22 protein-coding genes are annotated in these 25828 nt (G+C 60.5%); 14 read left to right on the forward strand and 8 right to left on the reverse strand.

The window, feature by feature from the left end; all coding sequences use genetic code 11:
* Nucleotides 1–5: 5 nt before the first annotated feature.
* Nucleotides 6–161 carry a 50S ribosomal protein L33 gene (gene rpmG, locus ACYZUC_RS20980; RefSeq protein ID WP_007894709.1) on the forward strand — a complete coding sequence of 52 codons (156 nt, stop codon included), beginning with the start codon at nt 6–8 and terminating at the stop codon, nt 159–161.
* 182 nt (nt 162–343) lie between these two features.
* On the opposite strand, the gene ACYZUC_RS20985 is transcribed toward rpmG, so the two are convergent.
* Nucleotides 344–706: a cupin domain-containing protein gene (locus tag ACYZUC_RS20985; protein WP_461990113.1), complete on the reverse strand. Its 363-nt coding sequence runs from the start codon at nt 704–706 to the stop codon at nt 344–346.
* A 249-nt stretch (nt 707–955) separates the two neighbouring features.
* Between ACYZUC_RS20985 and ACYZUC_RS20990 the strand changes: the two genes are divergently transcribed.
* Together ACYZUC_RS20990 and ACYZUC_RS20995 are read left to right on the forward strand one after the other, a co-directional pair.
* Nucleotides 956–2449 carry an aldehyde dehydrogenase gene (locus ACYZUC_RS20990; protein WP_461990115.1) on the forward strand — a complete coding sequence of 498 codons (1494 nt, stop codon included), beginning with the start codon at nt 956–958 and terminating at the stop codon, nt 2447–2449.
* 184 nt (nt 2450–2633) lie between these two features.
* The gene (locus ACYZUC_RS20995; RefSeq protein WP_461990117.1) at nt 2634–3779 is read left to right on the forward strand and encodes an MFS transporter; all 1146 of its coding nucleotides are present in this window, start codon (nt 2634–2636) and stop codon (nt 3777–3779) included.
* A 139-nt stretch (nt 3780–3918) separates the two neighbouring features.
* Here ACYZUC_RS20995 and ACYZUC_RS21000 read toward each other — a convergent pair whose 3' ends face one another.
* Both ACYZUC_RS21000 and ACYZUC_RS21005 read right to left on the reverse strand, forming a co-directional pair.
* Complete coding sequence (locus tag ACYZUC_RS21000; protein WP_461990119.1) at nt 3919–5487, reverse strand: phospholipase D family protein; 1569 nt, start codon at nt 5485–5487, stop codon at nt 3919–3921.
* A 60-nt stretch (nt 5488–5547) separates the two neighbouring features.
* Nucleotides 5548–6981 carry an aminotransferase-like domain-containing protein gene (locus ACYZUC_RS21005; RefSeq protein ID WP_461990121.1) on the reverse strand — a complete coding sequence of 478 codons (1434 nt, stop codon included), beginning with the start codon at nt 6979–6981 and terminating at the stop codon, nt 5548–5550.
* A gap of 179 nt (nt 6982–7160) precedes the next feature.
* On the opposite strand from ACYZUC_RS21005, the gene ACYZUC_RS21010 reads away from it, so the two are divergent.
* A complete protein-coding gene (locus tag ACYZUC_RS21010) occupies nt 7161–7406 on the forward strand; it encodes a DUF1127 domain-containing protein (protein ID WP_461990123.1) in 246 nt (81 codons plus the stop codon).
* A gap of 116 nt (nt 7407–7522) precedes the next feature.
* Here ACYZUC_RS21010 and ACYZUC_RS21015 read toward each other — a convergent pair whose 3' ends face one another.
* Nucleotides 7523–8815, reverse strand: coding sequence for an NAD(P)/FAD-dependent oxidoreductase (locus ACYZUC_RS21015; protein ID WP_461990124.1), 1293 nt, complete (start codon nt 8813–8815; stop codon nt 7523–7525).
* 147 nt (nt 8816–8962) lie between these two features.
* On the opposite strand from ACYZUC_RS21015, the gene ACYZUC_RS21020 reads away from it, so the two are divergent.
* Nucleotides 8963–9316 (forward strand): YkgJ family cysteine cluster protein, encoded by a 354-nt coding sequence (locus ACYZUC_RS21020; protein WP_007947437.1) that lies wholly within the window; start codon nt 8963–8965, stop codon nt 9314–9316.
* A gap of 126 nt (nt 9317–9442) precedes the next feature.
* Here ACYZUC_RS21020 and ACYZUC_RS21025 read toward each other — a convergent pair whose 3' ends face one another.
* Complete coding sequence (locus ACYZUC_RS21025) at nt 9443–9931, reverse strand: Lrp/AsnC ligand binding domain-containing protein (RefSeq protein ID WP_003177284.1); 489 nt, start codon at nt 9929–9931, stop codon at nt 9443–9445.
* Between the two features lie 156 nt (nt 9932–10087).
* Between ACYZUC_RS21025 and dadA the strand changes: the two genes are divergently transcribed.
* From dadA to ACYZUC_RS21055, 6 genes are all read left to right on the forward strand, one after another.
* On the forward strand, nt 10088–11392 hold the full coding sequence (gene dadA, locus ACYZUC_RS21030) for a D-amino acid dehydrogenase (RefSeq protein ID WP_461990126.1): 1305 nt from the start codon (nt 10088–10090) through the stop codon (nt 11390–11392).
* Entirely contained in the window at nt 11364–11717 is a 354-nt protein-coding gene (locus ACYZUC_RS21035; RefSeq protein ID WP_008030554.1) for a RidA family protein, read from the forward strand. The genes dadA and ACYZUC_RS21035 overlap by 29 nt, the downstream gene beginning before the upstream one ends.
* 97 nt (nt 11718–11814) lie before the next feature.
* Nucleotides 11815–12888, forward strand: coding sequence for an alanine racemase (alr, locus tag ACYZUC_RS21040; protein WP_461990128.1), 1074 nt, complete (start codon nt 11815–11817; stop codon nt 12886–12888).
* A gap of 125 nt (nt 12889–13013) precedes the next feature.
* A complete protein-coding gene (locus ACYZUC_RS21045; protein ID WP_007947433.1) occupies nt 13014–13562 on the forward strand; it encodes a cupin domain-containing protein in 549 nt (182 codons plus the stop codon).
* 182 nt (nt 13563–13744) lie between these two features.
* On the forward strand, nt 13745–14158 hold the full coding sequence (locus tag ACYZUC_RS21050) for a c-type cytochrome (protein WP_461990130.1): 414 nt from the start codon (nt 13745–13747) through the stop codon (nt 14156–14158).
* 235 nt (nt 14159–14393) lie between these two features.
* Nucleotides 14394–16316: an acetyl-CoA hydrolase/transferase C-terminal domain-containing protein gene (locus tag ACYZUC_RS21055; protein ID WP_461990132.1), complete on the forward strand. Its 1923-nt coding sequence runs from the start codon at nt 14394–14396 to the stop codon at nt 16314–16316.
* A 159-nt stretch (nt 16317–16475) separates the two neighbouring features.
* Here ACYZUC_RS21055 and ACYZUC_RS21060 read toward each other — a convergent pair whose 3' ends face one another.
* Both ACYZUC_RS21060 and rep read right to left on the reverse strand, forming a co-directional pair.
* Nucleotides 16476–17048, reverse strand: a complete 573-nt coding sequence (locus ACYZUC_RS21060) for a xanthine phosphoribosyltransferase (protein ID WP_010465159.1) — start codon at nt 17046–17048, stop codon at nt 16476–16478.
* 69 nt (nt 17049–17117) lie between these two features.
* The gene (rep, locus tag ACYZUC_RS21065) at nt 17118–19127 is read right to left on the reverse strand and encodes a DNA helicase Rep (RefSeq protein WP_008030544.1); all 2010 of its coding nucleotides are present in this window, start codon (nt 19125–19127) and stop codon (nt 17118–17120) included.
* A 263-nt stretch (nt 19128–19390) separates the two neighbouring features.
* Here rep and ACYZUC_RS21070 point away from each other — a divergent pair, with 263 nt between their 5' ends.
* Entirely contained in the window at nt 19391–21064 is a 1674-nt protein-coding gene (locus ACYZUC_RS21070) for a putative bifunctional diguanylate cyclase/phosphodiesterase (RefSeq protein ID WP_461990134.1), read from the forward strand.
* A gap of 103 nt (nt 21065–21167) precedes the next feature.
* Here the strand turns inward: ACYZUC_RS21070 and ACYZUC_RS21075 are convergent, their stop codons facing one another.
* On the reverse strand, nt 21168–22556 hold the full coding sequence (locus tag ACYZUC_RS21075; protein ID WP_461996740.1) for a NorM family multidrug efflux MATE transporter: 1389 nt from the start codon (nt 22554–22556) through the stop codon (nt 21168–21170).
* Nucleotides 22557–22714: 158 nt separating this feature from the next.
* Here ACYZUC_RS21075 and ACYZUC_RS21080 point away from each other — a divergent pair, with 158 nt between their 5' ends.
* Nucleotides 22715–23635, forward strand: coding sequence for a LysR substrate-binding domain-containing protein (locus tag ACYZUC_RS21080; RefSeq protein WP_008030538.1), 921 nt, complete (start codon nt 22715–22717; stop codon nt 23633–23635).
* A gap of 181 nt (nt 23636–23816) precedes the next feature.
* A complete protein-coding gene (locus ACYZUC_RS21085; protein ID WP_461990136.1) occupies nt 23817–25793 on the forward strand; it encodes a methyl-accepting chemotaxis protein in 1977 nt (658 codons plus the stop codon).
* The last annotated feature ends 35 nt before the right edge of the window (nt 25794–25828 follow it).

Consider the following 25828-nt stretch of genomic DNA (forward strand, 5'->3'; position numbering starts at 1 on the left):
TAATCATGCGTGAATTGATTCGTTTGATCTCGAGCGCCGGTACTGGTCACTTCTACACTACCGACAAGAACAAGCGCACTACTCCGGACAAAATCGAGATCAAGAAATTTGATCCGGTTGTTCGCAAGCACGTGATCTACAAAGAAGGCAAAATCAAGTAATTGATTTTTCCCTCTTACGAAAAAGGCCCGTATCGCGAGATACGGGCCTTTTTTGTGCCTGCGGATTATGCAGTGCCTGTGAGGGCCCCTTCGCGGGCAAGCCTCGCTCCTACAGAACAGACGCGATTCACCGTAGGAGCGAGGCTTGCCCGCGAAGAGGCCGGCCCGAACAACGCAAGTCCTCAAGCCTTCTGTTCAAACGCCACATAAATCTTGCGGCACGGCTCCAGCACTTCCCAGGTGCCACGAAAGCCTGCCGGGATCACGAAGCGATCACCCACGCGCAGCGTCTTGGCATTGCCGTCGAGGTCACGCAGCACTGAAACACCCTGGACGATTTCGCAGTATTCGTGCTCGGTGAAGTTCACCGTCCACTGGCCGATAGCGCCTTCCCACACACCGGCATTCAACTGGCCGCAAGGGCTGTTGTAGTGGTTGTAAACCACTTGCTCGGGGTCGCCCTTCAAGATTTTCGCCGGGTCCGGCCTGTAACGCTCAGGCTCGGTAGTGGCTTGGCTAAAATCGACGATATTCTGGATGCTCATTATTGTTATCCCCCGTGATTGCGGCGCGAGTGGCTGGAAAGGTGGCTGGAAAGCCCAAAGTCTATGTTTATTAAAATGAACACCGCAAGGCCGTTTACCGACCTTATGTCAAATATATTGAAACAACCCCGGCCACTGGTTTAGGGTGACGGTTGCCTTCGGCCGAATTGCAGGCTGGCTGGGCAGAATTCCTGGGGACGTCCGCGAAGAACGCGGGGCGCTCGTATTCAATAAGAGGAGGACACTCGAATGACCACCCTGACTCGTGCCGATTGGGAACAGCGGGCTCGCGATCTGAAGATCGAAGGCCGCGCCTACATCAATGGCGAATACACCGATGCCGTCTCCAGCGAGACCTTCGAGTGCATCAGCCCGGTCGATGGCCGTCTGCTGGGCAAGATCGCCAGCTGTGATGCCGCCGACGCCCAGCGCGCTGTTGAAAACGCTCGCGCCACGTTCAATTCCGGCGTCTGGTCGCGTTTGGCGCCGACCAAACGCAAAGCCACCATGATCCGTTTTGCCGGCCTGCTGAAACAGCACGCCGAAGAGCTGGCCCTGCTTGAAACCCTGGACATGGGCAAGCCAATCAGCGATTCGCTGTACATCGACGTTCCCGGCGCGGCGCAAGCCCTGAGTTGGAGCGGTGAGGCTATCGACAAGATCTACGACGAAGTCGCTGCGACGCCGCACGATCAGTTGGGTCTGGTCACTCGTGAGCCGGTCGGCGTTGTCGGCGCCATCGTGCCGTGGAACTTCCCGCTGATGATGGCCTGCTGGAAACTCGGCCCGGCGCTGTCCACCGGTAACTCGGTGATCCTCAAGCCGTCTGAAAAATCGCCGCTGACTGCCATCCGCATCGCGGCGCTGGCCGTTGAAGCCGGTATCCCGAAAGGCGTGCTGAACGTGCTGCCGGGCTACGGTCACACTGTCGGCAAGGCCCTGGCCCTGCACAACGATGTCGACACGCTGGTGTTCACCGGTTCGACCAAGATCGCCAAGCAACTGTTGATCTACTCGGGCGAGTCGAACATGAAGCGCGTCTGGCTCGAAGCCGGCGGCAAGAGCCCGAACATCGTGTTCGCCGATGCCCCGAACCTGCAGGAAGCTGCGGAAGCGGCTGCGGGCGCCATCGCCTTCAACCAGGGCGAAGTCTGCACCGCCGGTTCGCGTCTGCTGGTCGAGCGTTCGATCAAGGACCAATTCCTGCCGCTGGTGATCGAGGCCTTGAAAGCCTGGAAGCCGGGCAGCCCGCTGGACCCGGCGACCAACGTCGGCGCGCTGGTGGACACCCAGCAGATGAACACCGTGCTGTCCTACATCGAGTCCGGCCACACCGACGGTGCCAAACTGGTTGCTGGTGGCAAGCGTACGCTGCAGGAAACCGGCGGTACTTACGTTGAGCCAACGATTTTCGACGGCGTCAGCAACGCGATGAAAATCGCCCAGGAAGAAATCTTTGGCCCGGTGCTTTCGGTCATCGCTTTCGATACCGCCGAAGAAGCCATCGCGATTGCCAACGATACGCCGTACGGCCTCGCCGCTGCGGTGTGGACCAAGGACATCTCGAAGGCTCACCTGACTGCCCGGGCATTGCGTGCCGGTAGCGTGTGGGTCAACCAGTACGATGGTGGCGACATGACCGCACCGTTTGGTGGCTTCAAGCAGTCGGGCAACGGCCGTGACAAGTCGCTGCATGCGTTCGACAAGTACACCGAGCTGAAGGCGACCTGGATCAAGTTGTAAGCCAGTAGGGGAGCCTGTCTAAAGCAGGTTCCCCCTCAGGGCGCGAATCCCCTGTGGGAGCGAGCCTGCTCGCGATAGCGGTGTAACAGTCGACGAAAATGTTGAATGTTGCTCCGTCATCGCGAGCAGGCTCGCTCCCACAGTGTTTTGTGTTGTACATAAAATATCCACAGGAGCGTGGAACATGCGTTGGGCGACTTATTTCGCCGTGTTGGCGTCTGTCTTGAGTGTCGGCCTGGCCCTGGGTGTCAGCATGCCGCTGGTGTCCTTTCGCCTTGAGGGCTGGGGTTACGGTTCGTTCGCCATCGGCGTAATGGCCGCGATGCCGGCGATTGGCGTGTTGCTGGGGGCGAAGATCTCCAGCCATCTGGCGGCGCGGCTCGGCACGGCCAATCTGATGCGCTTGTGTCTTTGGGCCGGAGCGGCCTCCATCGGTTTGCTCGCGCTGCTGCCGAGCTATCCGGTGTGGCTGGTGTTGCGCCTGATGATCGGAGTGATCCTGACCCTCGTCTTCATCCTCGGTGAAAGCTGGATCAACCAGTTGGTGGTCGAGCAATGGCGCGGTCGGCTGGTGGCGCTGTATGGCAGTAGTTATGCGCTGAGTCAGCTGGCCGGGCCTTTGTTGTTGGGTGTTCTGGGGACTGAGCACGATTATGGATTCTGGGTCGGGGTCGGCTTGCTGACGGCGGCACCGTTCCTGTTGCTCGGCCGTAGCGGTGCGCCGACCAGTGAAGCCTGCAGTGTGACTTTCAGCGACTTGTGGGGCTTCTGCCGAGGCCTGCCGGCGATTGCCTGGGGCGTGGCGCTGTTCGCAGCGTTCGAGGCGATGATCCTGACCTTGTTGCCGGTCTATTGCCTGCGCCAGGGCTTTACCACGGACATCGCGTTGGCGATGGTCAGTACTGTGGTGGTGGGCGATGCCTTGCTGCAATTGCCGATTGGCGCACTGGCGGATCGCTTGTCGCGACGTACGTTGTTCACCGGTTGCGCTGTGGTGCTGATGCTGTCGAGCCTGGCGATTCCGATGCTGATCGACACGTTGCTGATCTGGCCGTTGTGGGTGTTGTTCGGTGCTAGTGCAGGTGGGTTGTTTACCTTGTCGCTGATCCTGATTGGCGAGCGTTATCGCGACGATGCGTTGGTGCGGGCCAATGCGCATATCGCGCAGTTGTGGGGCATTGGTTGCCTGGTCGGGCCTTTGGCGGCTGGCGCCGGCAGTCAGTGGATCAGCGGTCACGCGTTGCCGTTGTTGATGGCGGCCGGTGCGTTCGGCCTGGTGATTTTGCTGTCGCGCCAAGGTGCGTTCGGCACGGTGGCTGAACCTGCCTGACCCCAAACTGCCAACTAATCGCCTAAACCCTGTGGGAGCGAGCCTGCTCGCGAAGGCGGTGTATCAGTCAGCATTTGTATTGACTGACGCACCGCCTTCGCGAGCAGGCTCGCTCCCACAGGGGGGGTGTTGCTGCCTGTTAGAGCATCTTCTCCAGTCCCACGGCATTGCTCATCCACGCATTGAAATGGCGCCACCAGCTTCCCGGTTCATCGGTCAATGTGTGCATTTTGCCGTCGTCTTCAGTCACCCAGACGATCCGGTCGTCTTCCAGCTTCACCTCATAACTCAGAGGCGGCGCCATCCCTTCCAGCGCCGCCTTGCGCACATAGACAGCGAGTTCGGGGCTGTCTACCAGCACCCCGACCTCGGTGTTCCACAGTAGCGAGCGCGGGTCGAAGTTGAATGAGCCGATGAAGGATTTCTGCTGGTCGAAGATCATCGCTTTGCTGTGCAGACTCGAATCGGAACCCCGGTATGGCTTGCCGTAGAAAATATGCGGCCCGCTGCCGCCGCCTTCGCCGGGCTGGCGACGCAATTCGTACAACTTCACGCCATGTTCCAGCAACGCCCGGCGATAGGGCGCGTAACCGCCGTGCACCGCCGGTACATCGGTGGCTTCCAGCGAGTTGGTCAGCAGGCTGACAGAGACCCCGGCATCGGCGCGGCCAGTCAGGTAAACCAGCCCTGGCTGACCCGGTACGAAGTAAGCCGAGATCATGATCAGCTCTTTGCTGACCCCGTTCAGCTCAGGCGCCAACTGCGTGGTCAGCAGCAATTGCGGATCGGGCTCGCCGTCTGCCAAGACCTTGCTTGGTGCGTCCCACAACGCCTGGTTCCAGGCCCAGATCAACTCCCGGCGCCAGATATCCATGCGCGGGTTTGTGGTGTAAGTCATCAGCTGTTGATACAGCGCGTGATTCTGCTTGCGTGTTTCTTCCAGTGATTCTTCCAGGCGCGTGCGGGTGTTTTGCAGGTCCTTTTGCGTCGGACGGCTCGACAGAAATTCATCGATCGGCTTGCTCAGCGCACTGTTCCAATACTGGTCGAAGCTGTGGCCAAGCTGCTCAGCCACCGGCCCGACGCCAAGCATGTCGATGTCGGTGAAATTCAGGTTGGGCTCGGCATCGAAATACTCGTCCCCCAGATTGCGACCGCCGACGATGGCGGCGCTGTTGTCCGCCAGCCACAACTTGTTGTGCATGCGCCGGTGTTGCAGCGACAGGTTGAACAGCCGCCCCATGGTCCGCGTCACGCCGGTGCTGCGGCCCAGGTGCAGCGGGTTGAACAGGCGGATCTGGATCTGCGGGTGCGCCGCCAGCGTGGCGATGATCCAGTCGAGGCCATCGCTGGTGGTGTCGTCGAGCAGGATTCTCACGCGTACGCCGCGGTCGGCAGCCTTGAGCAGTTCGTCCACCAGCATCCGTGTGCTGATGCCGTCATGGACGATGTAGTACTGCAAGTCGAGGCTGCTTTGGGCGTTGCGGATCAGTTCGGCGCGGGCCATGAAGGCTTCGCCGCTGTTGGACAGCAGGCGAAAGCCGGACTTGCCCTCATGGGGTGCGGCCTGGGCCTGGATTGATCGACCGAATGCCGAAGCGCTGGCGGGCAGCGCCTGGCTCGGTTCGCGTTGAACATCGAGACTGGCGCAACCGCCCAGAAGCGAGGCGAGTAGCAGAAGAGCGAGTAGGGGCTGTCTGACTCTCACGTGGGATCGGTCCGATTGGCGGCAGTTGTCGACATATGGACGCTGGATCTCGGCTAAAGGTCAGTCGGTGAAGTTCTCATTTTCCGCCAGCAGTTTGATTGCCGCCGCGCCGACCTTGCGCACCGCGTCTTCGATCTGTGGTGATGGCTTGGCAGCGTAGTTCATCCGCAGGCAATTGCGGTATTTGCCCGAGGCGGAAAAGATGCTGCCGACGGCAATCTGTACGCCCTGGTCGTGCAGGGCGCGGTTCAGTTTCAGGGTGTCGAAGCCATCCGGCAGTTCGACCCACAGCATGAAGCTGCCTTGCGGGCGACTGGCGCGGGTGCCGGCGGGGAAATAGCGGCTAACCCAATCGATCATGATGTCGCGATTGCGCTGGTATTGCGTGCGCATCCGCCGCAAATGAGGCTCGAAGTGACCAGCCTTGAGGAATTCGGCGATGGCAATCTGCGGTTGCGGCGCAGTGCAACCGGTGCTGATGTATTTCATGTGCAGCACCCGCTCCAGATAGCGGCCCGGTGCAACCCAGCCGATGCGCAGGCCGGGCGCCAGCGTTTTGGAGAACGAACTGCAGAGCAGGACGCGGCCGTCTTCGTCGAAGGATTTGATCGTGCGCGGTCGCGGGTAGTTGTAGGCCAGTTCGCCATACACATCGTCTTCGATAATCGCCACGTCGAACCGCTGTGCGAGTGTCAACAACGCGCGTTTGCGCGATTCCGGCATGATGTAGCCCAGCGGGTTGTTGCAGTTGGGGGTCAACTGTATGGCCTTGATCGGCCATTGCTCCAGGGCCAGTTCCAGTGCATCGAGGCTGATCCCGGTCAGCGGGTCGGTGGGGATTTCCAGGGCTTTCATGTTCAAGCCCTTGAGCGTCTGCATGGCGCCGTGAAAGCTCGGCGAATCCACCGCGACGATGTCGCCCGGCTCACAGATGGAGCGAATGCTGGTGGACAGCGCTTCGTGGCAGCCGGTGGTGATCACCAGGTCGTTGGCCGTCAGTTGGCAGCCGGAGTCGAGCATCAGGCGGGCGATTTGCTCACGCAGTTCGAGGGTGCCGTGGATGTTGTCGTAATACAGGCCGGGCATGTCCTGCCGTCGGCTGATGCGCGCAAGGTTGCGCAGCAACGGTTTCATGGTTGGCGTGGTGATGTCCGGCATGCCGCGACCCAGTTGCACCACGTCTTTGCGCGGCACCGCGCGGATCAGTTCCAGCACCTGGTCCCACTGCGAGATATCCACAGGACGTTGCGCCGGACGGCCAATCGCCGGCAGTTCCGGCAGGTCTCGGCTGACCGGGACGAAATAGCCGGACTTGGGTTTCGGCATCGCCAGGCCGCTGTCTTCCAGCACTCGATAGGCCTGCTGCACCGTGCTCAGACTGACGCCGTGTTCGACGCTTAATGCCCGCACCGACGGCAGCCGGTCACCGGGGCGATAGAAGCCCTGTTCGATACGCGTGCCGAGCAATTCGGCGAGGTTGACGTAAAGGGTCATGGCGCAGTCTCGGTGTGAGTGATTCGGTTAACCAGTACAGATCAGGCAAAAAATTGTAATTCAGAGGCTAAAACGCCAAATCTGTATGGAATTAATACAGGTTGGTTGAATCTGTAATGCTTTTCGCCGTCCGCGCATCATGAAAGCTCTGGCTACCCAAGTAAACAGGAGCAATCAAAATGAACGGCTTGAGCGATGTGCGGCTGACGTTACGCAGTCAGGAACTGGCGGCAGGGCAAATCAACGGTACGCGCGAGGCGTTGATGCGCAACGCACCGTCAGGCCTGAGTCGCTGGGGTCTGTTCTGGCATCGTCTGCACACGCGCAAGGCGTTGCTGGATCTGACGCCGGAGCAATTGCGGGATGTCGGGTTGAGTCGGGAGCAGGCGCGGGAGGAGGGGCTTAAGCCTTTCTGGCGGATCTGAGGTTTGTGGCGTTCATTCGATCCATTCGCGGGCAAGCCTCGCTCCTACAGAATGTGCGTTCAACTTTAGGAGCGAGGCTTGCCCGCGAAGGCGTCATCACTGACGCCACACATTCCTCAGACCAACTCTTTAAGCCGATGCCACAACATCCCCAACGCCAACAACGGCGAGCGCAAATGCTTCCCGCCGGGGAAAGTCATGTGCGGCACCTTGGCAAACAGATCGAACCCGCCACCCTGCTGACCACTGATCGCCTCGGCCAACAACTTGCCCGCCAGATGCGTGGCATTCACGCCGTGACCTGAGTAAGCCTGGGCGTAATACACATTGGGCTGATCCTTGAGCCGGCCAATCTGCGGCAATCGATTAGCGCCAATGCCGATCATCCCGCCCCACTGATAATCAATCTTCGCGCCGGCCAGTTGCGGGAACACTTCAAGCATCTTCGGCCGCATATACGCGGCGATGTCCTTCGGGTCGCGACCTGAATAATGGCAGGCGCCACCGAACAGCAAGCGACGATCCGCCGAGAGCCGGTAGTAATCCAGCGCCACTCGCTGATCACACACCGCCATATTCTGCGGCAGCAGTTCATGCGCCTGTTCTTCGCTCAAGGGTTCGGTGGCGATGATGTAGCTGCCGGCGGGCAACACCTTGCCGCTGAGTTCGGGGTTGAGTTGGTTGAGGTAGGCGTTGCAGCCCAGCACCAGGGTTTTTGCGCGAACCGAACCTTGAGCCGTATGGACCTTCACCTCCGGGCCGTAATCAATGCGGGTCACTGCCGATTGCTCAAACAGTCTGGCGCCCAGTTGCTGTGCAGCGGCGGCTTCGCCCAATGCCAGATTCAGTGGGTGCAAATGGCCCGAACCCATGTCGATCAGGCCGCCGACGTAGCGGTCAGAACCCACCACCGAGTGCATTTCATAGGCTTGCAACAATCGTGTTTCGTAGCGGTAACCAAGGCTGCGCAGTTCTTCGGCGTCTTCGGCGAAACCTTCCAGGTCGCGGGGTTTGTTGGCGAGGTCGCAGTAACCCCAGGTCAGGTCGCAAGGGATCTGAAAACGCTCGACGCGCTGTCGGACGATTTCCACCGCTTCCAGCCCCATGAGTTTCATCTGACGCACACCGTCCGTGCCGATCACGTTGGCGAACTGATCGAGCCCATGACCGACGCCACGAATCAGTTGCCCACCATTACGGCCACTGGCGCCCCAGCCAATCTTGTGCGCTTCGAGCAGCACCACGCTGAGGCCGCGTTCCGCCAGCTCAAGCGCAGTGTTCAGCCCGGAAAACCCGCCGCCGACCACGCACACATCGGCTACCAGCTCGCCTTTCAACACCGGATGATCGGTCTGCGGCAGGCTGCTGGCGGCGTAATAAGAGGCGGTGTGCTGAGCACGGGCATTCATGCGCATCATCCTGATTTTTGTGTTTGGAAAATTTGACGGAGCATAAGCCGGACCTTCCGGCGCGGGCAACACTGGTCGGTTGTGGCTGTCTGGATCGGCGCGTTTGCGTCAGAATCGCGCTCCAGTCCGCTTTGGGTCACCGTTTCGATGAGCTGCAACAGTCAGAAAATCCGCACGTTGCGCCAGCAGATTCCCTCGTTCGAGTGCGTGCCCGGCTGCCATGACTGCTGCGGGCCGGTGACCACCTCGCCGGAAGAAATGTCGCGTCTGCCGCGCAAGACCCGCGCCGAGCAGGATGCGGCGATGGATGAACTCAACTGTGTGCACTTGGGCCCCAACGGCTGCACGGTGTATGACGAGCGTCCGTTGATTTGCCGGCTGTTCGGCACCACCAAGACATTGCCGTGCCCGAATGGGCGGGGGCCGGTGGAGCTGATTCATCCGCGGGTGGAGAAGCAGATTCATGAGTACATGGCTTCTACCCGGCAGGTGTTGGTCTAGGTCGAGACCGAGTCGCCTCAATCGCCGGCAAGCCGGTCTCACTCCTACAGGGATCTATATCGCTCACAAATCCCTGTAGGAGTGAGCCTGCTCGCGATGAGGCCCTTACAAGCGCCGCAAAAAACTTCAATCCGGAATCGGCAGACTCAAACTCTCCTTCACCTCTTCCATCACGATATAACTCTTCGATTCGCGCACATGCGGCAGCTTGAGCAGAATGTCGCCCAGCAGCTTGCGATAAGAAGCCATCTCCGAGATCCGCGCCTTCACCAGGTAGTCGAAATCCCCTGACACCAAATGGCATTCCAGCACATGGGGGAGTTTCAGCACTGCGCGTCGGAACTCTTCGAAAGTATCGCCGGATTTGTAGTCGAGGCTGATCTCGACGAACACCAGCAGACTACCTTTGAGGTGCTGCGGGTTCAGCCGGGCGTTGTAGCCCATGATGATCCCTTCGCGCTCCAGCCGCCGGACCCGCTCGGTGCAGGGCGTGGTCGAGAGCCCGACCTTTTCCCCAAGCTCCGTGAAGGAGATACGCCCGTCCGCTTGCAGGATCCGCAGGATGTTGCGGTCGATCTTGTCCAGCTCACGTTTGGTCTGAGTGTTGGTACGCATAGGGGATGCGCCTCCGTGAAAAGCGTTTTTGCCGAGAATTGTCGCCAAATATAGGTGCTTATATAGTGAAATGCACTGGCTAATCTTTTTTAAACTGCCCACATCTACGGTCTGTACTACAAACGTCAGCGGCACGCCGCGATGAGGGATATGAAAATGCGCGTTATGGTCTTGGGTAGCGGCGTCATCGGTACCACCAGTGCTTATTATCTGGCGCGTGCCGGGTTCGAAGTGGTGGTGGTGGACCGTCAGCCGGCTGCGGCCATGGAGACCAGTTTCGCCAACGCCGGGCAGGTCTCGCCGGGTTATGCCTCGCCGTGGGCCGCGCCGGGTGTGCCGCTCAAGGCCATCAAGTGGCTGTTGCAGCGCCATGCACCGCTGGCGATCAAGGCCACTGCCGACATCGACCAATACCTGTGGATGGCGCAGATGCTGCGCAACTGTACCGCCAGCCGTTATGCGGTGAACAAGGAGCGCATGGTCCGTCTGTCCGAGTACAGCCGTGACTGCCTCGACGAACTGCGCGCCGAAACCGGCATTGCCTACGAAGGCCGCAGCCTCGGTACTACTCAATTGTTCCGCACCCAGGCTCAACTCGACGGCGCCGCGAAAGACATCGCCGTATTGAAAGAGTCCGGCGTGCCGTTCGAACTGCTCGACCGTGCCGGCATTGCTCGCGTTGAACCGGCGCTGGCCAGCGTGACCGATATCCTCGCCGGTGCCCTGCGCCTGCCGAACGACCAGACCGGCGATTGCCAGATGTTCACCAGCCGCCTGGCCGAAATGGCTGTGAAACTGGGTGTGGAATTCCGCTTCGGCCAAGACATTCAGAAGCTCGACTACGCCGGTGATCGCATCAACGGTGTGTGGATCGACGGCAAGCTGGAAACCGCTGACCGCTATGTATTGGCACTCGGCAGCTATTCGCCGCAACTGCTCAAGCCGTTGGGCATCAAGGCACCGGTTTACCCGCTCAAGGGTTACTCCCTGACCGTGCCGATCACCAACCCGGCGATGGCCCCGACGTCGACCATTCTCGACGAGACCTACAAGGTCGCGATCACCCGTTTCGACAACCGCATCCGCGTCGGCGGCATGGCTGAAATCGCCGGTTTTGACCTGTCGCTGAACCCGCGTCGACGCGAAACCCTGGAGATGATCGTCAACGACCTTTATCCTCAGGGCGGCGATCTGGCCCAGGCAAGTTTCTGGACCGGTCTGCGTCCGACCACGCCGGATGGCACGCCGATTGTGGGTGCAACGCCGTTCAGCAACCTGTTCCTGAACACCGGTCACGGCACTCTCGGCTGGACCATGGCGTGCGGCTCCGGTCGCTTGCTGGCCGACCTGATGGCGAAGAAAACGCCGCAGATCAGTGCAGAAGGCCTCGATATTTCCCGTTATGGCAGCAAAGTCCAGGAGTCCGCAAAACATGGCAATCCAGCGCCAGCTCACCAATGAGCGCATGAGTCAGATCGTCGCTCACAACGGTACGGTGTATTTGGCAGGGCAGGTCGGCGACGACATGAACGCCGGGATTGAACAGCAGACTCGCGAAACCCTCGCCAATATCGAGCGTTTGCTGGATATGGCGGGTACCGACAAGCACCATTTGCTGTCGGTGACGATTTACCTGAAAGATATCGACGCGCACTTCGAAGGCATGAACGCGGTGTGGGACAAGTGGCTGCCCAAAGGCGTCGCCCCGGCCCGCGCAACGGTTGAATCGAAGCTGTGCGAACCGGAAATCCTGATCGAGCTGTCGGTTGTAGCCGCTCTGCCGTAAGCCTGTCAGAAAGATCCCTCTCCCGGTGCTGTTGGCGGTTCACGCCGTCAGCCAGCGCCGGTTTTTATTCCTATGACCGCCTAGAAGTCCTGCCGCCATGCGTCCAGCCCGTGCCCTGATCGACCTTCAAGCCCTGCGTCACAACTTCCAGATCGCCCGTGAACTCACCGGGGCCAAGGCCCTCGCGGTGATCAAGGCGGATGCCTACGGCCATGGTGCGGTGCGGTGCGCCCAGGCGCTGGAAGCCGAGGCGGACGGTTTTGCCGTGGCGTGCATCGAAGAAGCACTGGAACTACGTGCGGCAGGCATTCGCGCGCCGGTGTTGTTGCTGGAAGGTTTTTTCGAAGCCGATGAGCTGGCGCTGATCGTCGAGCATGATTTCTGGTGCGTGGTGCATTCGCTGTGGCAACTCGAAGCCATCGAAAAAGCCGCGTTGAGCAAGCCGATCACGGTCTGGCTCAAACTCGATTCGGGCATGCACCGGGTCGGTCTGCAACCAAAGGATTACCAGTCGGCCTATCAACGGCTGCTGGCCAGCGGCAAGGTCGCGAAAGTGGTGTTGATGAGCCACTTCGCCCGCGCCGATGAGCTGCACAGTCAAGCCAGTGCCGAGCAGGTGGCCGTGTTTGAAGCGGCCCGTCAGGGTTTGTCTGCCGAGGTCAGCCTGCGCAACTCGCCGGCAGTGCTCGGCTGGCCGCAGATCCCGAGTGACTGGGTGCGTCCGGGCATCATGCTCTATGGCGCCACGCCTTTCGAAGAAGCCAACGCCGTGGCCTCGCGCCTGCAACCGGTGATGACCCTGGAATCGAAAGTGATTTGCGTGCAAGAGCTGTCGGCCGGCGAGCCGATCGGTTACGGCGCCAGGTTCATCACCCAGAAGCCGATGCGCGTTGGCGTGGTGGCGATGGGTTATGCCGATGGCTATCCGCGTCACGCACCGACCGGTACGCCGGTGATGGTCGCCGGGCAGCTCAGCCAGTTGATCGGCCGGGTGTCGATGGACATGCTCTGCATCGATCTGACCGATGTACCGCAAGCCGGCCTCGGTTCGACCGTCGAGTTGTGGGGCAAAAACGTGCTGGCCAGCACCGTGGCGGAAGCCGCGGACACGATTCCCTATCAGATCTTCTGCAACCTGCGCCGGGTTCCGCTGCTCTATTCCGGGGCTTGACCCGAACCGCGCGGACCAGAAGTCGCTTCGCCGAACAGGATTCAGGTCAAAGTGTTGTAAATACTGAACGCTGTCGCCATGATAACGCTCAATATTCCTACAACCTGAATCCTGGAGGCGCAAGCTTGGACGTCGGTGAACGACTGCAATCCATCCGTAAGCTCAAAGGTCTTTCGCAGCGTGAACTCGCCAAACGCGCGGGCGTCACCAACAGCACCATTTCGATGATCGAGAAGAACAGCGTCAGCCCCTCGATCAGTTCGCTGCGCAAGGTTCTGGGCGGGATTCCCATGTCGATGGTCGAGTTCTTTTCCGAAGAGATCCTGCAGGAAAAACCGACTCAGATCGTCTACAAGGCTAACGAGCTGATCGATATTTCCGATGGCGCAGTGACCATGAAACTGGTCGGCCGGGCTCACCCGAGCCGCGCCATTGCCTTCCTCAATGAAATCTACCCGCCAGGCGCCGACACCGGTGACGAGATGCTCACCCATGAGGGCGAGGAAACCGGGATTCTTGTTGAAGGGCGCCTGGAGCTGGTAGTCGGGCTGGAAACTTTTGTGCTCGAAGCCGGTGATAGCTACTACTTTGAAAGTACCAAGCCGCACCGTTTCCGTAATCCGTTCGACGCGCCGGCGCGACTAATCAGCGCAGCCACGCCAGCGAATTTTTAACAGAAGAGGCGCCCTGCCAGCACGGCAGCGGCACCCGAAGGGTTTTTCCGCGGCGCAACAAGACCCCTTCGACTTTGGGGTTGTTTCAGTGCGGCGGGCTTACCGCTATACTTGCGCCCGCCTGCGAACCGTGGCCGTAGGCGTGACTAGCCACCATTGAGGGTGAACGCGTGAACCTAATTATGAAAATGCTGGCCGTACCAGCAACCGTATTGGCCCTATGGGCTGTCAGCGCTCAAGCTGCGACGAATGACGATATTGCAAAACGCCTTGATCCAGTTGGCCAAGTTTGTGTTCAGGGTCAAGAGTGCAAGGGGATGGAAGTCGCTGCTTCGGCGGGCGGCGGTGATGCCAAGACGCCTGACTCGGTGATTGCAAAACATTGCAACGCTTGCCACGGCACTGGCCTGTTGGGCGCACCAAAAATTGGTGACACAGCGGCCTGGAAAGAACGTGCCGATCACCAGGGTGGCCTCGACGGTATCCTGGCCAAGGCCATTACCGGGATCAACGCAATGCCGCCTAAAGGCACCTGTGCAGACTGCACCGACGCCGATCTCAAAGGCGCCATCCAGAAAATGTCCGGCTTGAAATAAGCGTTCATTTTCAGCAAAAAGCCGCCTCCGGGCGGCTTTTTTGTGCCCATTCACCTGTAGGAGCCGGCTTGCCGGCGATGAACGATCACACGGTTTGTCTGGCTAACCGCGGCGTCTGGATCGCCGGCAAGCCGGCTCCTACAAGGTTTTGTGTTGGCTTCCGGGACTGTTCATTGCAGCAAAGACCCGGCAAGCTCGGTCCAACCCCAATTCATGGAATGTAAGGGAGGATCAGATGGTGCAGCTGTGTTCTATCGAGCAAGCGGTCGATGAGGTGCTGGCGCGGTTGCCGGCGCATATCCACATGGGCCTGCCCCTCGGTCTGGGCAAACCCAACCACTTCGTCAACGCGCTGTATCAACGCGTTGCGCAATTGCCCGAGCGCAAGCTGACGATCTACACCGCGCTGTGCCTGGGCCGTCCTGCATTGGGCGACGGCTTGCAGAAGCGTTTCCTCGAACCCTTCATCGAACGGGTATTCGGCGATTATCCGGAGCTGGATTTCCTCGCGGGCCTGCGCAAGGACAACCTGCCGCCCAACATCCATATTCAGCAGTTTTTCATGCAGCCCGGCAGCCTGCTTCATAGCGAGTCCGCCCAGCAGGACTACGTGAGCAGCAACTACAGCCACGCCGCGCGGGACATCAATGCCGCCGGTTTGAACCTGGTCGCGCAACTGGTGGCCAGCCACTCCGAACACCCGGATCGCCTCAGCCTGAGCTGCAACCCGGACATCACCCTCGACCTGTTTCCAATGATCGCCAAGCGCAGGGCGGCGGGGGAGACGGTCCTACTCGTGGGCCAGGTGCACAACGACTTGCCGTACATGCCCGGTGATGCGGAAATTGGCATCGACACTTTCGACCTGCTGGTCGACGAGAAAGACAACACCACGCTGTTCTCGACGCCGAACATGCCGGTGGGTTTCCAGGACCATTTCATCGGCCTGCACGCCAGCGCGCTGGTGCGCGATGGCGGAACGTTGCAGATCGGCATCGGCGCCATGGGCGACGCGCTGACGGCGGCGTTGCTGGCGCGGCAAGCGGATAATGTCGGTTACCAGGCATTGCTGGCGGATGTGAATCTTAGCCAGTGGGCGCAGTTGATCGGCCGCGAAGGGGGGTTGGAACCGTTCGCCAAAGGCCTTTACGGTTGCAGCGAAATGTTCGTCAACGGCCTGCTGGTGCTGGTCGATGCCGGCATCGTGCGGCGCAAGGTCTACCCCGATGTGCCAACCCAACAACAGGCGAATGCCGGCACGCTGGACGAAGCGGCGCAAACCGACGGCATTTCGGTGCACGGTGGATTCTTCCTCGGGCCGCGCAGTTTCTACGAGCGTCTTCGAGAGCTGCCGCAAAGCAAACGGCTCGAATTCAACATGACCCGCATCAGCTACATCAACGAGCTGTACGGTCAGGAGGAACTCAAACGCTTGCAGCGCCTGGATGCGCGCTTCATCAACACCGTATTCACCATGACGTTGCTTGGCGCCGGCGTGGCCGATCAGCTTGAAGACGGGCGTGTCCTCAGCGGCGTCGGCGGGCAATACAACTTCGTCGCCCAGGGCCATGCGCTGGAAGGCGCACGTTCGATTCTGCTGCTGCGAAGCTGGCGCGAGTCGGGCGGGGAGGTCAGTTCCAACATCGTCTGGGAGTACGGCCATTGCACGATCCCGCGGCATTTGCGGGACATCGTGGTTACTGAATACGGTATCGCCGATTTGCGTGGCAAGACCGATGCGGCAGTGATCGAGGCGTTGCTGAACATCAGCGATTCACGGTTCCAGCCCGGCTTGATCGAGCAGGCGCAGAGTGCCGGGAAACTGCCGAAGAATTTTCGTCTCGATCCGCGTTTTACCGACAACCGACCGGAACGTTTACAGGCGATTCAGGCGCGGCATCCGCAGTTGTTTCCGGAGTATCCGCTGGGGAGTGATTTCACCGCGCATGAGCGGGATTTGTTGCGGGCGCTGAACTGGTTGAAGAGCAAGTTCAAGCTGACGGAGATTCTGGAGTTGGGCAAGGCTGCGCTGGATGCGCCCGAACCGGCAGCGTTTCCCGAGCATCTGGAACGCATGCAACTGACCAATCCCGAGGGCTTGAAAGAAGACCTGTTCCAGCGCCTGCTGCTCACCGGCCTCAAAGCCACCGCGCAATAACAGCCCACCCAAAACAACTGTAGGAGCCGGCTTGCCGGCGATGGCGGCGTAACAGTCAACGTAAATGTTGGATGTTAGGGCCTCATCGCCGGCAAGCCGGCTCCTACAAGGTTTGCGGCGTAGTCCAATAATGGGGATAACGCGGCAAATGGTGTGGCGTTATTCGATGAAGGTCACGACACCGCCGGCCAGCGACTGCACGCGAGCCAACGATTCAACGCGATAACCCTGCGCATCCAGTTCCGCACGTCCACCCTGGAACGACTTCTCGATCACGATGCCCAGACCGGCCACGGTCGCGCCGGCCTGTTTGATGATCGAGATCAGCGCCTGGGACGCCTTACCGTTGGCCAAAAAGTCATCGATGATCAGCACGCGGTCGCTGCTGGTCAGGTGGCGCGGGGAGATCGCCACGGTGCTTTCGGTCTGCTTGGTGAACGAGTAAACGGTCGCCGACAGCAGGTTTTCGGTCAGGGTCAGGGACTGATGCTTGCGCGCGAAAATCACCGGTACGCCCAGGTTCAGGCCGGTCATGATTGCCGGAGCGATGCCCGAGGCTTCGATGGTGACGATCTTGGTGATGCCCGAGTCCTTGAACAGCGCAGCGAACTCGTCGCCGATCAGTTTCATCAGCGCCGGGTCGATCTGGTGGTTCAAAAAGGCGTCGACCTTCAGGACCTGATCGGAAAGCACGATGCCTTGTTCGCGAATTTTCTGGTGCAGTGCTTCCATGAAGCGTTCCTCTACTGGCGCCATGTGCGCCTAGTTTGTCAAAAGGTGTCGGTTAAAAAGTGCTCAATTCTAGCGCTTTAACATCGCCCGTATATCGGCCAATGCGGTATTGCCGCGAACGGCTTTGACTTCAACCGGCGTGTCGTCGGTGCCTTCCCAGGCCAGGTCGTCCGGCGGCAGTTCATCGAGGAAGCGGCTGGGCGCGCAGTCGATGATCTCGCCGTACTGCTTGCGCTTGGCCGCGAAGGTGAAGGCCAGGGTCTGACGTGCGCGGGTAATGCCGACGTAGGCCAGGCGGCGTTCTTCTTCGATGGTGTCGGCTTCGATGCTGGAGCGGTGCGGGAGGATTTCCTCTTCCATGCCCATGATGAACACGTAAGGGAATTCCAGCCCTTTGGAGGCATGCAAGGTCATCATCTGCACGCCTTCGGCGCCGTCTTCCTCTTCCTGCTGACGTTCCAGCATGTCGCGCAGGACGAGTTTGCCGATGGCGTCCTCGACGGTCATCTCGCCTTCTTCGTCTTTCTCCAGGGTGTTTTTCAACGCCTCGATCAGGAACCAGACGTTACCCATGCGGTAGTCGGCGGCCTTGTCGCTGGAGCTGTTGGTGCGCAGCCAGTTCTCGTAGTCGATGTCCATGACCATGCTGCGCAGCGCCGAAATCGGGTCTTCGCCGGCGCACTGCTCGCGGACCTTGTCCATGAAACGCTTGAAGCGCGACAGGCGATCGGTGAAGCGCGCATCCAGATGCTCGCCCAGGCCGATTTCGTCGGTGGCGGCGTACATCGAGATTTTGCGTTCGGTGGCGTAGTTGCCGAGCTTCTCAAGCGTCGTCGACCCGATCTCCCGGCGTGGGACGTTGATCACCCGCAGGAAGGCGTTGTCGTCGTCCGGGTTCACGATCAGGCGGAAGTAGGCCATCAGGTCCTTCACTTCCTGGCGTCCGAAAAAGCTGTTGCCGCCGGACAAGCGATACGGAATCTGGTGGTGCTGCAGCTTCAGCTCAATCAGCTTGGCCTGATAGTTACCGCGATACAGAATCGCGAAATCGCTGTACGGCCGGTCGGTGCGCAAGTGCAGGGTCAGCAATTCCACGGCCACGCGCTCGGCTTCGGCGTCTTCGTTGCGGCAGCGGATCACGCGGATCTCGTCGCCGTGACCCATCTCGCTCCACAGCTGCTTTTCGAATTCGTGCGGGTTGTTCGAAATCAGCACGTTGGCGCAGCGCAGGATGCGGCTGGTGGAGCGATAGTTTTGCTCCAGCATCACCACTTTCAGGGACGGGTAGTCGTCCTTGAGCAGCATCAGGTTTTCCGGGCGGGCGCCGCGCCAGGCGTAGATCGACTGGTCGTCGTCACCGACCACGGTGAACTGGTTACGCGTGCCGATCAGCAACTTCACCAGCAAATACTGGCTGGCGTTGGTGTCCTGGTATTCGTCCACCAGCAGGTAGCGGACTTTGTTCTGCCACTTTTCGAGGATGTCGGCGTGTTCCTGGAACAGTTTCACCGGCAGCAGGATCAGGTCGTCGAAGTCCACCGCGTTGAACGCCTTGAGCGTGCGCTGATAGTGGGTGTAGACGATGGCGGCGGTCTGCTCCTTGGGGTTGCGCGAGTTTTCCAGGGCTTCGGCGGGCAGGATCAGGTCGTTTTTCCACGAGCCGATCATGTTCTTGATCTCGTCGACGCCGTCGTCGCCTGCGTATTCCTTCTGCATGATGTCGGTCATCAGGGCTTTGACGTCGGTCTCGTCGAAGATCGAGAAGCCCGGTTTGTAGCCCAGCCGCACGTGTTCCTTGCGGATGATGTTGAGGCCCAGGTTGTGGAAGGTGCACACCGTCAAGCCACGGCCTTCGCCGCCCTTGAGCAGGGTGCCGACCCGTTCCTTCATCTCGCGCGCGGCCTTGTTGGTAAAGGTCATGGCGACGATGTACTGGGCGCGGATGCCGCAGTTCTGGATCAAGTGCGCGATTTTGCGCGTGATCACGCTGGTCTTGCCGGAGCCTGCACCGGCGAGCACCAAAAGAGGGCCGCCGACGTAGCTCACGGCTTCTTGCTGCCGGGGATTGAGTCGGGACATACGTAAATTCAGGAGTCAGTACGAAATGGGCCGGCATTTTAACAGGCTCAGCGAATTGTGCTGCTCTCTCCGACTTGTGACGTAGCGCGCTATCTATATTTGCCGGTTTTGTTACTTTCACGCAGGATGCGCAACGAATTTGCGACTAATGTTCGTAATTCCAGATACAAATGCCTCGTTTGATAACTGATGTCGTTGGTCATTGGTTATCGGCACGGCATAATGCCCGCCGCCTACATCATTGCAGAGTCTAGGGAGCTAGCTTGTCTACGCCTGTCGAACCCTTGCGTTTGCTGCTATTGGCCGAAGAGCCAGCGTGGGCAGCGTTGTTGCGCGAGTGTCTGGCTCCGATGGGGAGCTCGGCCGTGCTCATCAGCGCTCCGAGCTGGGAGTCGGTCAGCGCTCTGTTTGATGACAACCGCAGCGCGGTGTTGTTGACGATCCCGGCCCTTCAGCCGGCGCCCGGCCGTTGCAGTTTGCCAACGGTGTTGCTGCTCGAACAAGAGCCGCTGTTGCCGCCCGATGGCGTGAGCGACTGGCTGGTGCGCGATCATCTCGACCCTGGCATGTTGCGCCGTTGCCTGCGCCATGTGCGCGAGCGCGGTGTGCTGGAAAACACCCTGCAACGCCTGGCCGAGCAAGACCCGCTGACCGGCATCGCCAACCGCCAGGGCTTCCAGACCTTGCTGGCCGCGCGACTGGCGGAAAACGACGGCCGTGGCCTGGCCCTCGGGCACCTTGACCTCGACAACTTCCGCCACGCCAACGACGCCCTCGGCCATCAGGCCGGCGACCGATTGATCCTGCAAGTGGTCGCGCGCCTGAAAAGCCAGCTCGAGGCCGGCGATCAACTGGCGCGGCTGGGCAGCGATGAGTTCGCCCTGCTGATCGACACCCGCCGCGCGCCGCAACGCGCCGAATGGATGGCCGAACGCATCACCGAAGCGTTGGCCGAGCCTTATTGGGTCGACGGCGAAAGCCTGTTGATCGGTTCCAGCCTGGGCATCGCCCACGCCCGCGCCCAGGCCGGCGCCGATCCGTTGATGTGGCACGCGCACATCGCCATGCAGCAGGCCAAGAGCACTCAAGGCTGCACCTTTCACATCTTCAACGAACGCATCAACCGCAATGCCCGCAGCATGGCCGACCTCGAAAGCGAGCTGCGCCGGGCCTTGCGCCGCGATGAGCTGGAACTTCATTACCAGCCACGCCTGAACCTTGAAGACGGCCAGATCGTCGGTCTCGAAGCCCTGGTGCGCTGGCGTCATGCCGAGCGCGGGTTGTTGCCGCCGAGCGAGTTCGTGCCACTGGCCGAGCAAAGCGGCTTGATCGTGCCACTCGGTTACTGGGTGATTTCCCGCGCGTTGCGCGACATGCAGGCGTTGCGCGAGCTCGGTCTGCCGGCGCTGCACATGGCGATCAACCTGTCGTTCCGCCAGTTTCAGGACAGTCAGTTGCTTTCGACCCTGAGTCGGCTGATTGCCGAACGTGGCGTCGAAGCGCAGTGGCTGGAATTCGAACTGACCGAAACGGCGGTCATGCGCCGCAGCGATCTGGTGAAGCAGACCATGGATGCCCTCGGGCGCCTGGGCGTGCGCTTCTCGCTCGACGACTTCGGCACCGGGTTTTCCTCCTTCGTGCACCTCAACAGCCTGCCGATTGCCTTGTTGAAGGTCGACAAGAGTTTCGTCGGCGGAATGGAAGGGCGCGAAGAGAATCGCAAACTGGTGCACGCGATGATCAACCTGGCGCACAACCTCAATCTGGAAGTGGTCGCCGAGGGCGTGGAAACGCCGGAGCAGCTGGATCTGTTGCGCGGGTTTGGTTGTGATCAGGTGCAGGGTTATCTGATCAGCAAGCCGTTGCCGTTGGCGGAGTTGGTTGAGTATTTGAGTTTTGGCAGCAGTCAGCAGTCAATGCTGGAGATCGTGAGCTGACACAAGTCCCTGTAGGAGCGAGGCTTGCCCGCGAAGGCGGTCTGTCAGATAAGCATTTCTGTCTGACAGACCGCCTTCGCGGGCAAGCCTCGCTCCTACAGGGTTAGGCTATCTCGAAACGCTGAGCTGACGACGGCTCCCGCCGAATCATCCGCTTCATCTTCCACTCGAACGCCAGCGTCAGGCTCACCGCCGCGCACGCCAGTCCCAACGCCAAGCCCCACCAGACGCCCGTCGGCCCCCAGTGCAAATGGAACGCCATCCACCACGCGGCAGGCGCGCCGATCAGCCAATAGCAACCCAACCCGACCAGGAACGTGGTCTTGGCGTCCTTGAGCCCGCGAATACAGCCCATGGCGATGGTTTGCGTGCCGTCGAACAGCTCGAACCACGCCGCTACCGCCAGCAGGCTCACCGCCAGTTCGATGACCGGGCGGAAGGCCGGGTCGTTGTGGTCCAGAAACAGGCCGATCAACTGATTCGGCAACAGCCAGAAGACCATCGCGAAACCGAGCATCGCCGCCGCGCCAAAGGCGATCCCGACCCGCCCGGCAAGCCGCGCGTCCAGCAACTGCCCGGCGCCGTAATGCTGGCCGATACGCATGGTGATCGCATAAGAAAGCCCCGCCGGAATCATGAACGCCACTGAGACGATCTGCAGCGCGATCTGATGCGCGCCCAGTTGCGTACTGCCCATGGTGCCCATGCACAACGCGGCGAAGGCAAACAGCCCGACTTCCACTGCGTAGGTGCCGCCAATCGGCAGACCCAGGCGCCACAACTCCTTCAGATACTGCCGGTTTGGCCGCGACAAACCCTGACGCAATGGATACGCGTCGTACGCCGGGTGCCGTCGAATGTGCAGCGCCAACGCCACGGCCATCAGGTTGGCGACGATCGCCGTGACCAGACCGATGCCCACCAGGCCCATTTTCGGCAAGCCGAACATCCCGGTGATCAACGCATAATTGAGCACGAAGTTGGCCACCGTGCCGCCGAGGCTGATGACCATCACCGGCGTCGCCCGGCCAATCGCGCTGGTGAAACCGCGCAGGGCCATGAAGCTCAGGTAGCCGGGCAAGGCAAACGGCAAAATCAACAGGAACTGCCCGGCGGCCTGAACGTTGGTTTCAGTCTGGCCGAACATCAGCAACACCGGTTTGAGGTTCCACAGCAGCAACCCGGCCACCAGGGCCATCAACCACGCCAGCCACAACCCGGCCTGGGTCAGCCGTGCGGCGCCAACGATATCGCCCGCGCCCTGACGGATCGCCACCAGGGTGCCGACGGCCGCAATTACGCCGATGCAAAAAATCGACACAAACGAATAGGTCGCTGCGCCGAGTCCGCCGCCGGCCAATGCCTCGGGGCTCAGGCGCGCCATCATCAAGGTGTCGGTGAGGACCATCAGCATGTGCGCCAACTGCGAGGCAATCAACGGCCCCGCCAGCCGCAGGATGGCCCAGAGTTCAATACGCGCAGGATGCTGCATGGTCATCACGCTCGATTATCAAAGAGAACAGGAAAGCGTCGATTCTCGGCGCTCTGCTGGGTTTGCACAAAGGGATAAAAAGGATGGATCGCATGATTAAAACTCATCATGGGGAGTTTCTGATAAGTTGACGAAATTGCGCTGTAGGAGCTTTCCGCATGTCTCGTCGTCTTCCTCCCTTGTATGCCCTTCGCGCATTTGAAGCAGCGGCGCGGCATAGCTCGTTTACCCGTGCCGCTGAAGAGTTGTCGATTACGCAGAGTGCGGTCAGTCGGCATATTCGTACGCTTGAAGAGCATTTTGCCTGTCGGCTGTTTCATCGCAGCGGGCGCAATTTGCAACTGACCGAGTCGGCGCGGCTGATCCTGCCGGGCATTCGCGAAGGCTTCACCGCCCTTGAGCGGGCCTGCAATACCTTGCGCGCCGAAGATGACATCCTGCGCATGAAAGCGCCGTCGACCCTGACCATGCGCTGGCTGCTGGCGCGGCTCAGCCGTTTCCGCCACCTGCAACCGGGCAACGAAGTGCAACTGACCAGCGCCTGGATGGACGTCGATTCGGTGGACTTCAACCATGAGCCGTTCGACTGCGCCGTGATCCTCAGCAACGGGCATTTTCCGCCGGACTGGGAGGCGAGCCTGCTGTTCCCGGAGGAGCTGATTCCGGTCGGTGCACCGAATCTTCTGAAGGACCAACCGTGGGACGTCGCGCGCCTGGCCCATGCCGAACTGCTGCACCCGACGCCGGACCGGCGTGACTGGCGCAACTGGCTGGAGCGCATGGGGCTGACGGATCAGGTGTCGCTCAAGGGCGGGCAGGTGTTCGATACGCTGGAGCTGGGCATGATTGCCGCCGCCCGGGGTTATGGCGTGTCGATGGGCGATCTGCTGATGGTGGCCGAAGATGTGGCGCAGGGCCGTCTGAGTTTGCCGTGGCCGACCGCCGTCGCCAGTGGTGAGAATTATTACCTCGTCTGGCCGAAAACCCGCCCAGGTGGTGAACGTTTGCGCCGCCTCAGCGATTTCCTGCAAGGCGAAGTGCGGGCAATGAAATTGCCGGACGTCGAACACTTGTGCTGAATCGATAGAGCCCTCGAAATAGCGGCCTTGAGCCATATCCCGGCTATTTACTCAAGTATTCAGATTCGCCGCCGAAAATCTGCAGATGGAACCTTCGTGCAGGTTCGACGTAATTCCCATTATTAGAAATTTTGCTGAGTAGCCGATCAAGGAGGATCAGATCGCTCGGCCAGGAGCTGTCATGTCTCAACCTCGTGCCCGGATCGCTTCACAGCTTGGCCTTGCGCTCGCCGTTATCCTGGCGATTGTCATCAGCGGCAGTACCCTGTTTGCCCTGCGTTCACTGGATACGGCCAACCTCGCCACCCGCGAGGAGCACCTGGCCAGCGAGGCGCGGCTGCTGGCCGACCAGTTGAGTACGTTCCACGGCACGTTGCGTGAAAGTACCCAGCGTCTGGCCGGGCTGTTTGAGAAGCGCTTCAACGCGGGCCTGAGCGTGCACCCGGACGAACCGGTGGCGGTGGCGGGCACGCAGACTCCCGGTCTGCACCTGGGCGGCGAAGTGTTGAACAACAATTTCAAGGAAGTGGACGAGTTCAAGCAAATGACCGCAGGCGTGGCGACGGTGTTCGTGCGCAGTGGCGAGGACTTCATTCGGGTCAGCACGTCCCTCAGTAAACAGGACGGCAACCGCGCCATCGGTACGCTGCTGGATCATGCCAATCCGGCCTATGCACGCCTGATGGCAGGCCAGAGCTATGTCGGCCGCGCCTTGCTCTTCGAACGTTCCTACATGACGCAATACACCCCGGTACGCGACAGCGCCGGTAAGGTGATTGCCGTGCTGTTCGTAGGATTCGATTACACCGACGCGCAGAACGCGCAGTTCGCCAACCTCAAGCGCTTCCGCATTGGCCAGACCGGTTCGTTGGCGCTGCTGGACGAGCAGAGCAAATGGCTGGTGCCGATTGCCGGTGTGCAAGCGCTGGATAAAGCCGTCCCGGCCATCGCCGCACTGGCGAAAACGCCGGGCAAGGGCAATTTCTGGAGCGACACCTCCGAAGACTTCTACAGCGTCGCCGTGCCGTTCGACGGCGGTCCGTGGTCGGTCGTGGCGAGCATGCCGCAAGACGAAATCAGCGCGGTGACCTGGAGTGTCGGCATTCAACTGGCGATTGGCAGCCTGCTGGCGATGTTGATCGCTGTGGGGTCCGCCGTTTGGTTGCTGCGCAGCAAACTCGCGCCGCTGGGCGATCTGGTGCGGCAGGCCGAAGCCTTGGGCGCCGGTGATCTGAGCGTGCGCCTGAACGTGTCGAGCAACGATGAAATCGGTCAGTTGGCCCGCGCCTTCAACCAGATGAGTCAGGCGCTGTCGACGATGGTCGAGCACATCCGCCGGGCCTCGCAAGAGGTCAACAGCCGTGCCCAGGCCTTGTCCGGTTTGTCTGGCGGTGCCTATGAAGGCATGGAGCAGCAGTCCGGCGAAATCACCAGCATGGCCGGTGCCGTGGAAGAATTCAGCGCCACCTCGTTGAACATTGCCGACAACATGGGCAGCACTCAGCGTCTGGCGCAGGAAAACGCACAGCAAACCCAGATCGGTCGTACATCGATGGGTGAAGCGTCTTCGTCTCTGGAGCAAATTGCTGGCGCGCTGAACAGCACCGCCACGGTGATCAACACCTTGGGCCAGCGTTCTCAGGAAATCGGTGGCATTGTCGGGGTGATCACCTCGATTGCCGAGCAAACCAACCTGCTGGCGCTCAACGCGGCCATCGAAGCGGCGCGTGCCGGTGAGCAGGGCCGTGGTTTTGCGGTGGTGGCCGATGAAGTGCGCAACTTGGCTTCACGCACTCGCCAGGCCACCGACGAAATTTCCGGGATGATTCAGAGCATCCAGCAGGAAACCGGCAACGCCATCAGCACCATGGAACAGGGCAAAGTCCTGATGCAGGAAGGCTTGTCGCGTAACGCCAATGTCGCCTCGGCACTGGCACGGATCGATGAGCAAAGCCGTTCCGCCGGTGAGCAATTCGCCGCGATCACCACCGCGACCCAGGAGCAGAGCAGCACCGCGACCCTGCTCAGCAGCAACCTGCAAAGCATTGCGCTGGCGAACAGCGAGCAGCGGGAAGTGGTGTCGAACCTGGCAGTGACCGCCAAAGAGCTGGAGAGCCTGGCGGCGGAATTGCGCCAAGAGGTTGACCGGTTTCGTTGAGTCGCCTTTGAAATAGCTTTCGCGGGCAAGCCTCG

It is taken from the genome of Pseudomonas sp. GT1P32, from assembly GCF_054897805.1.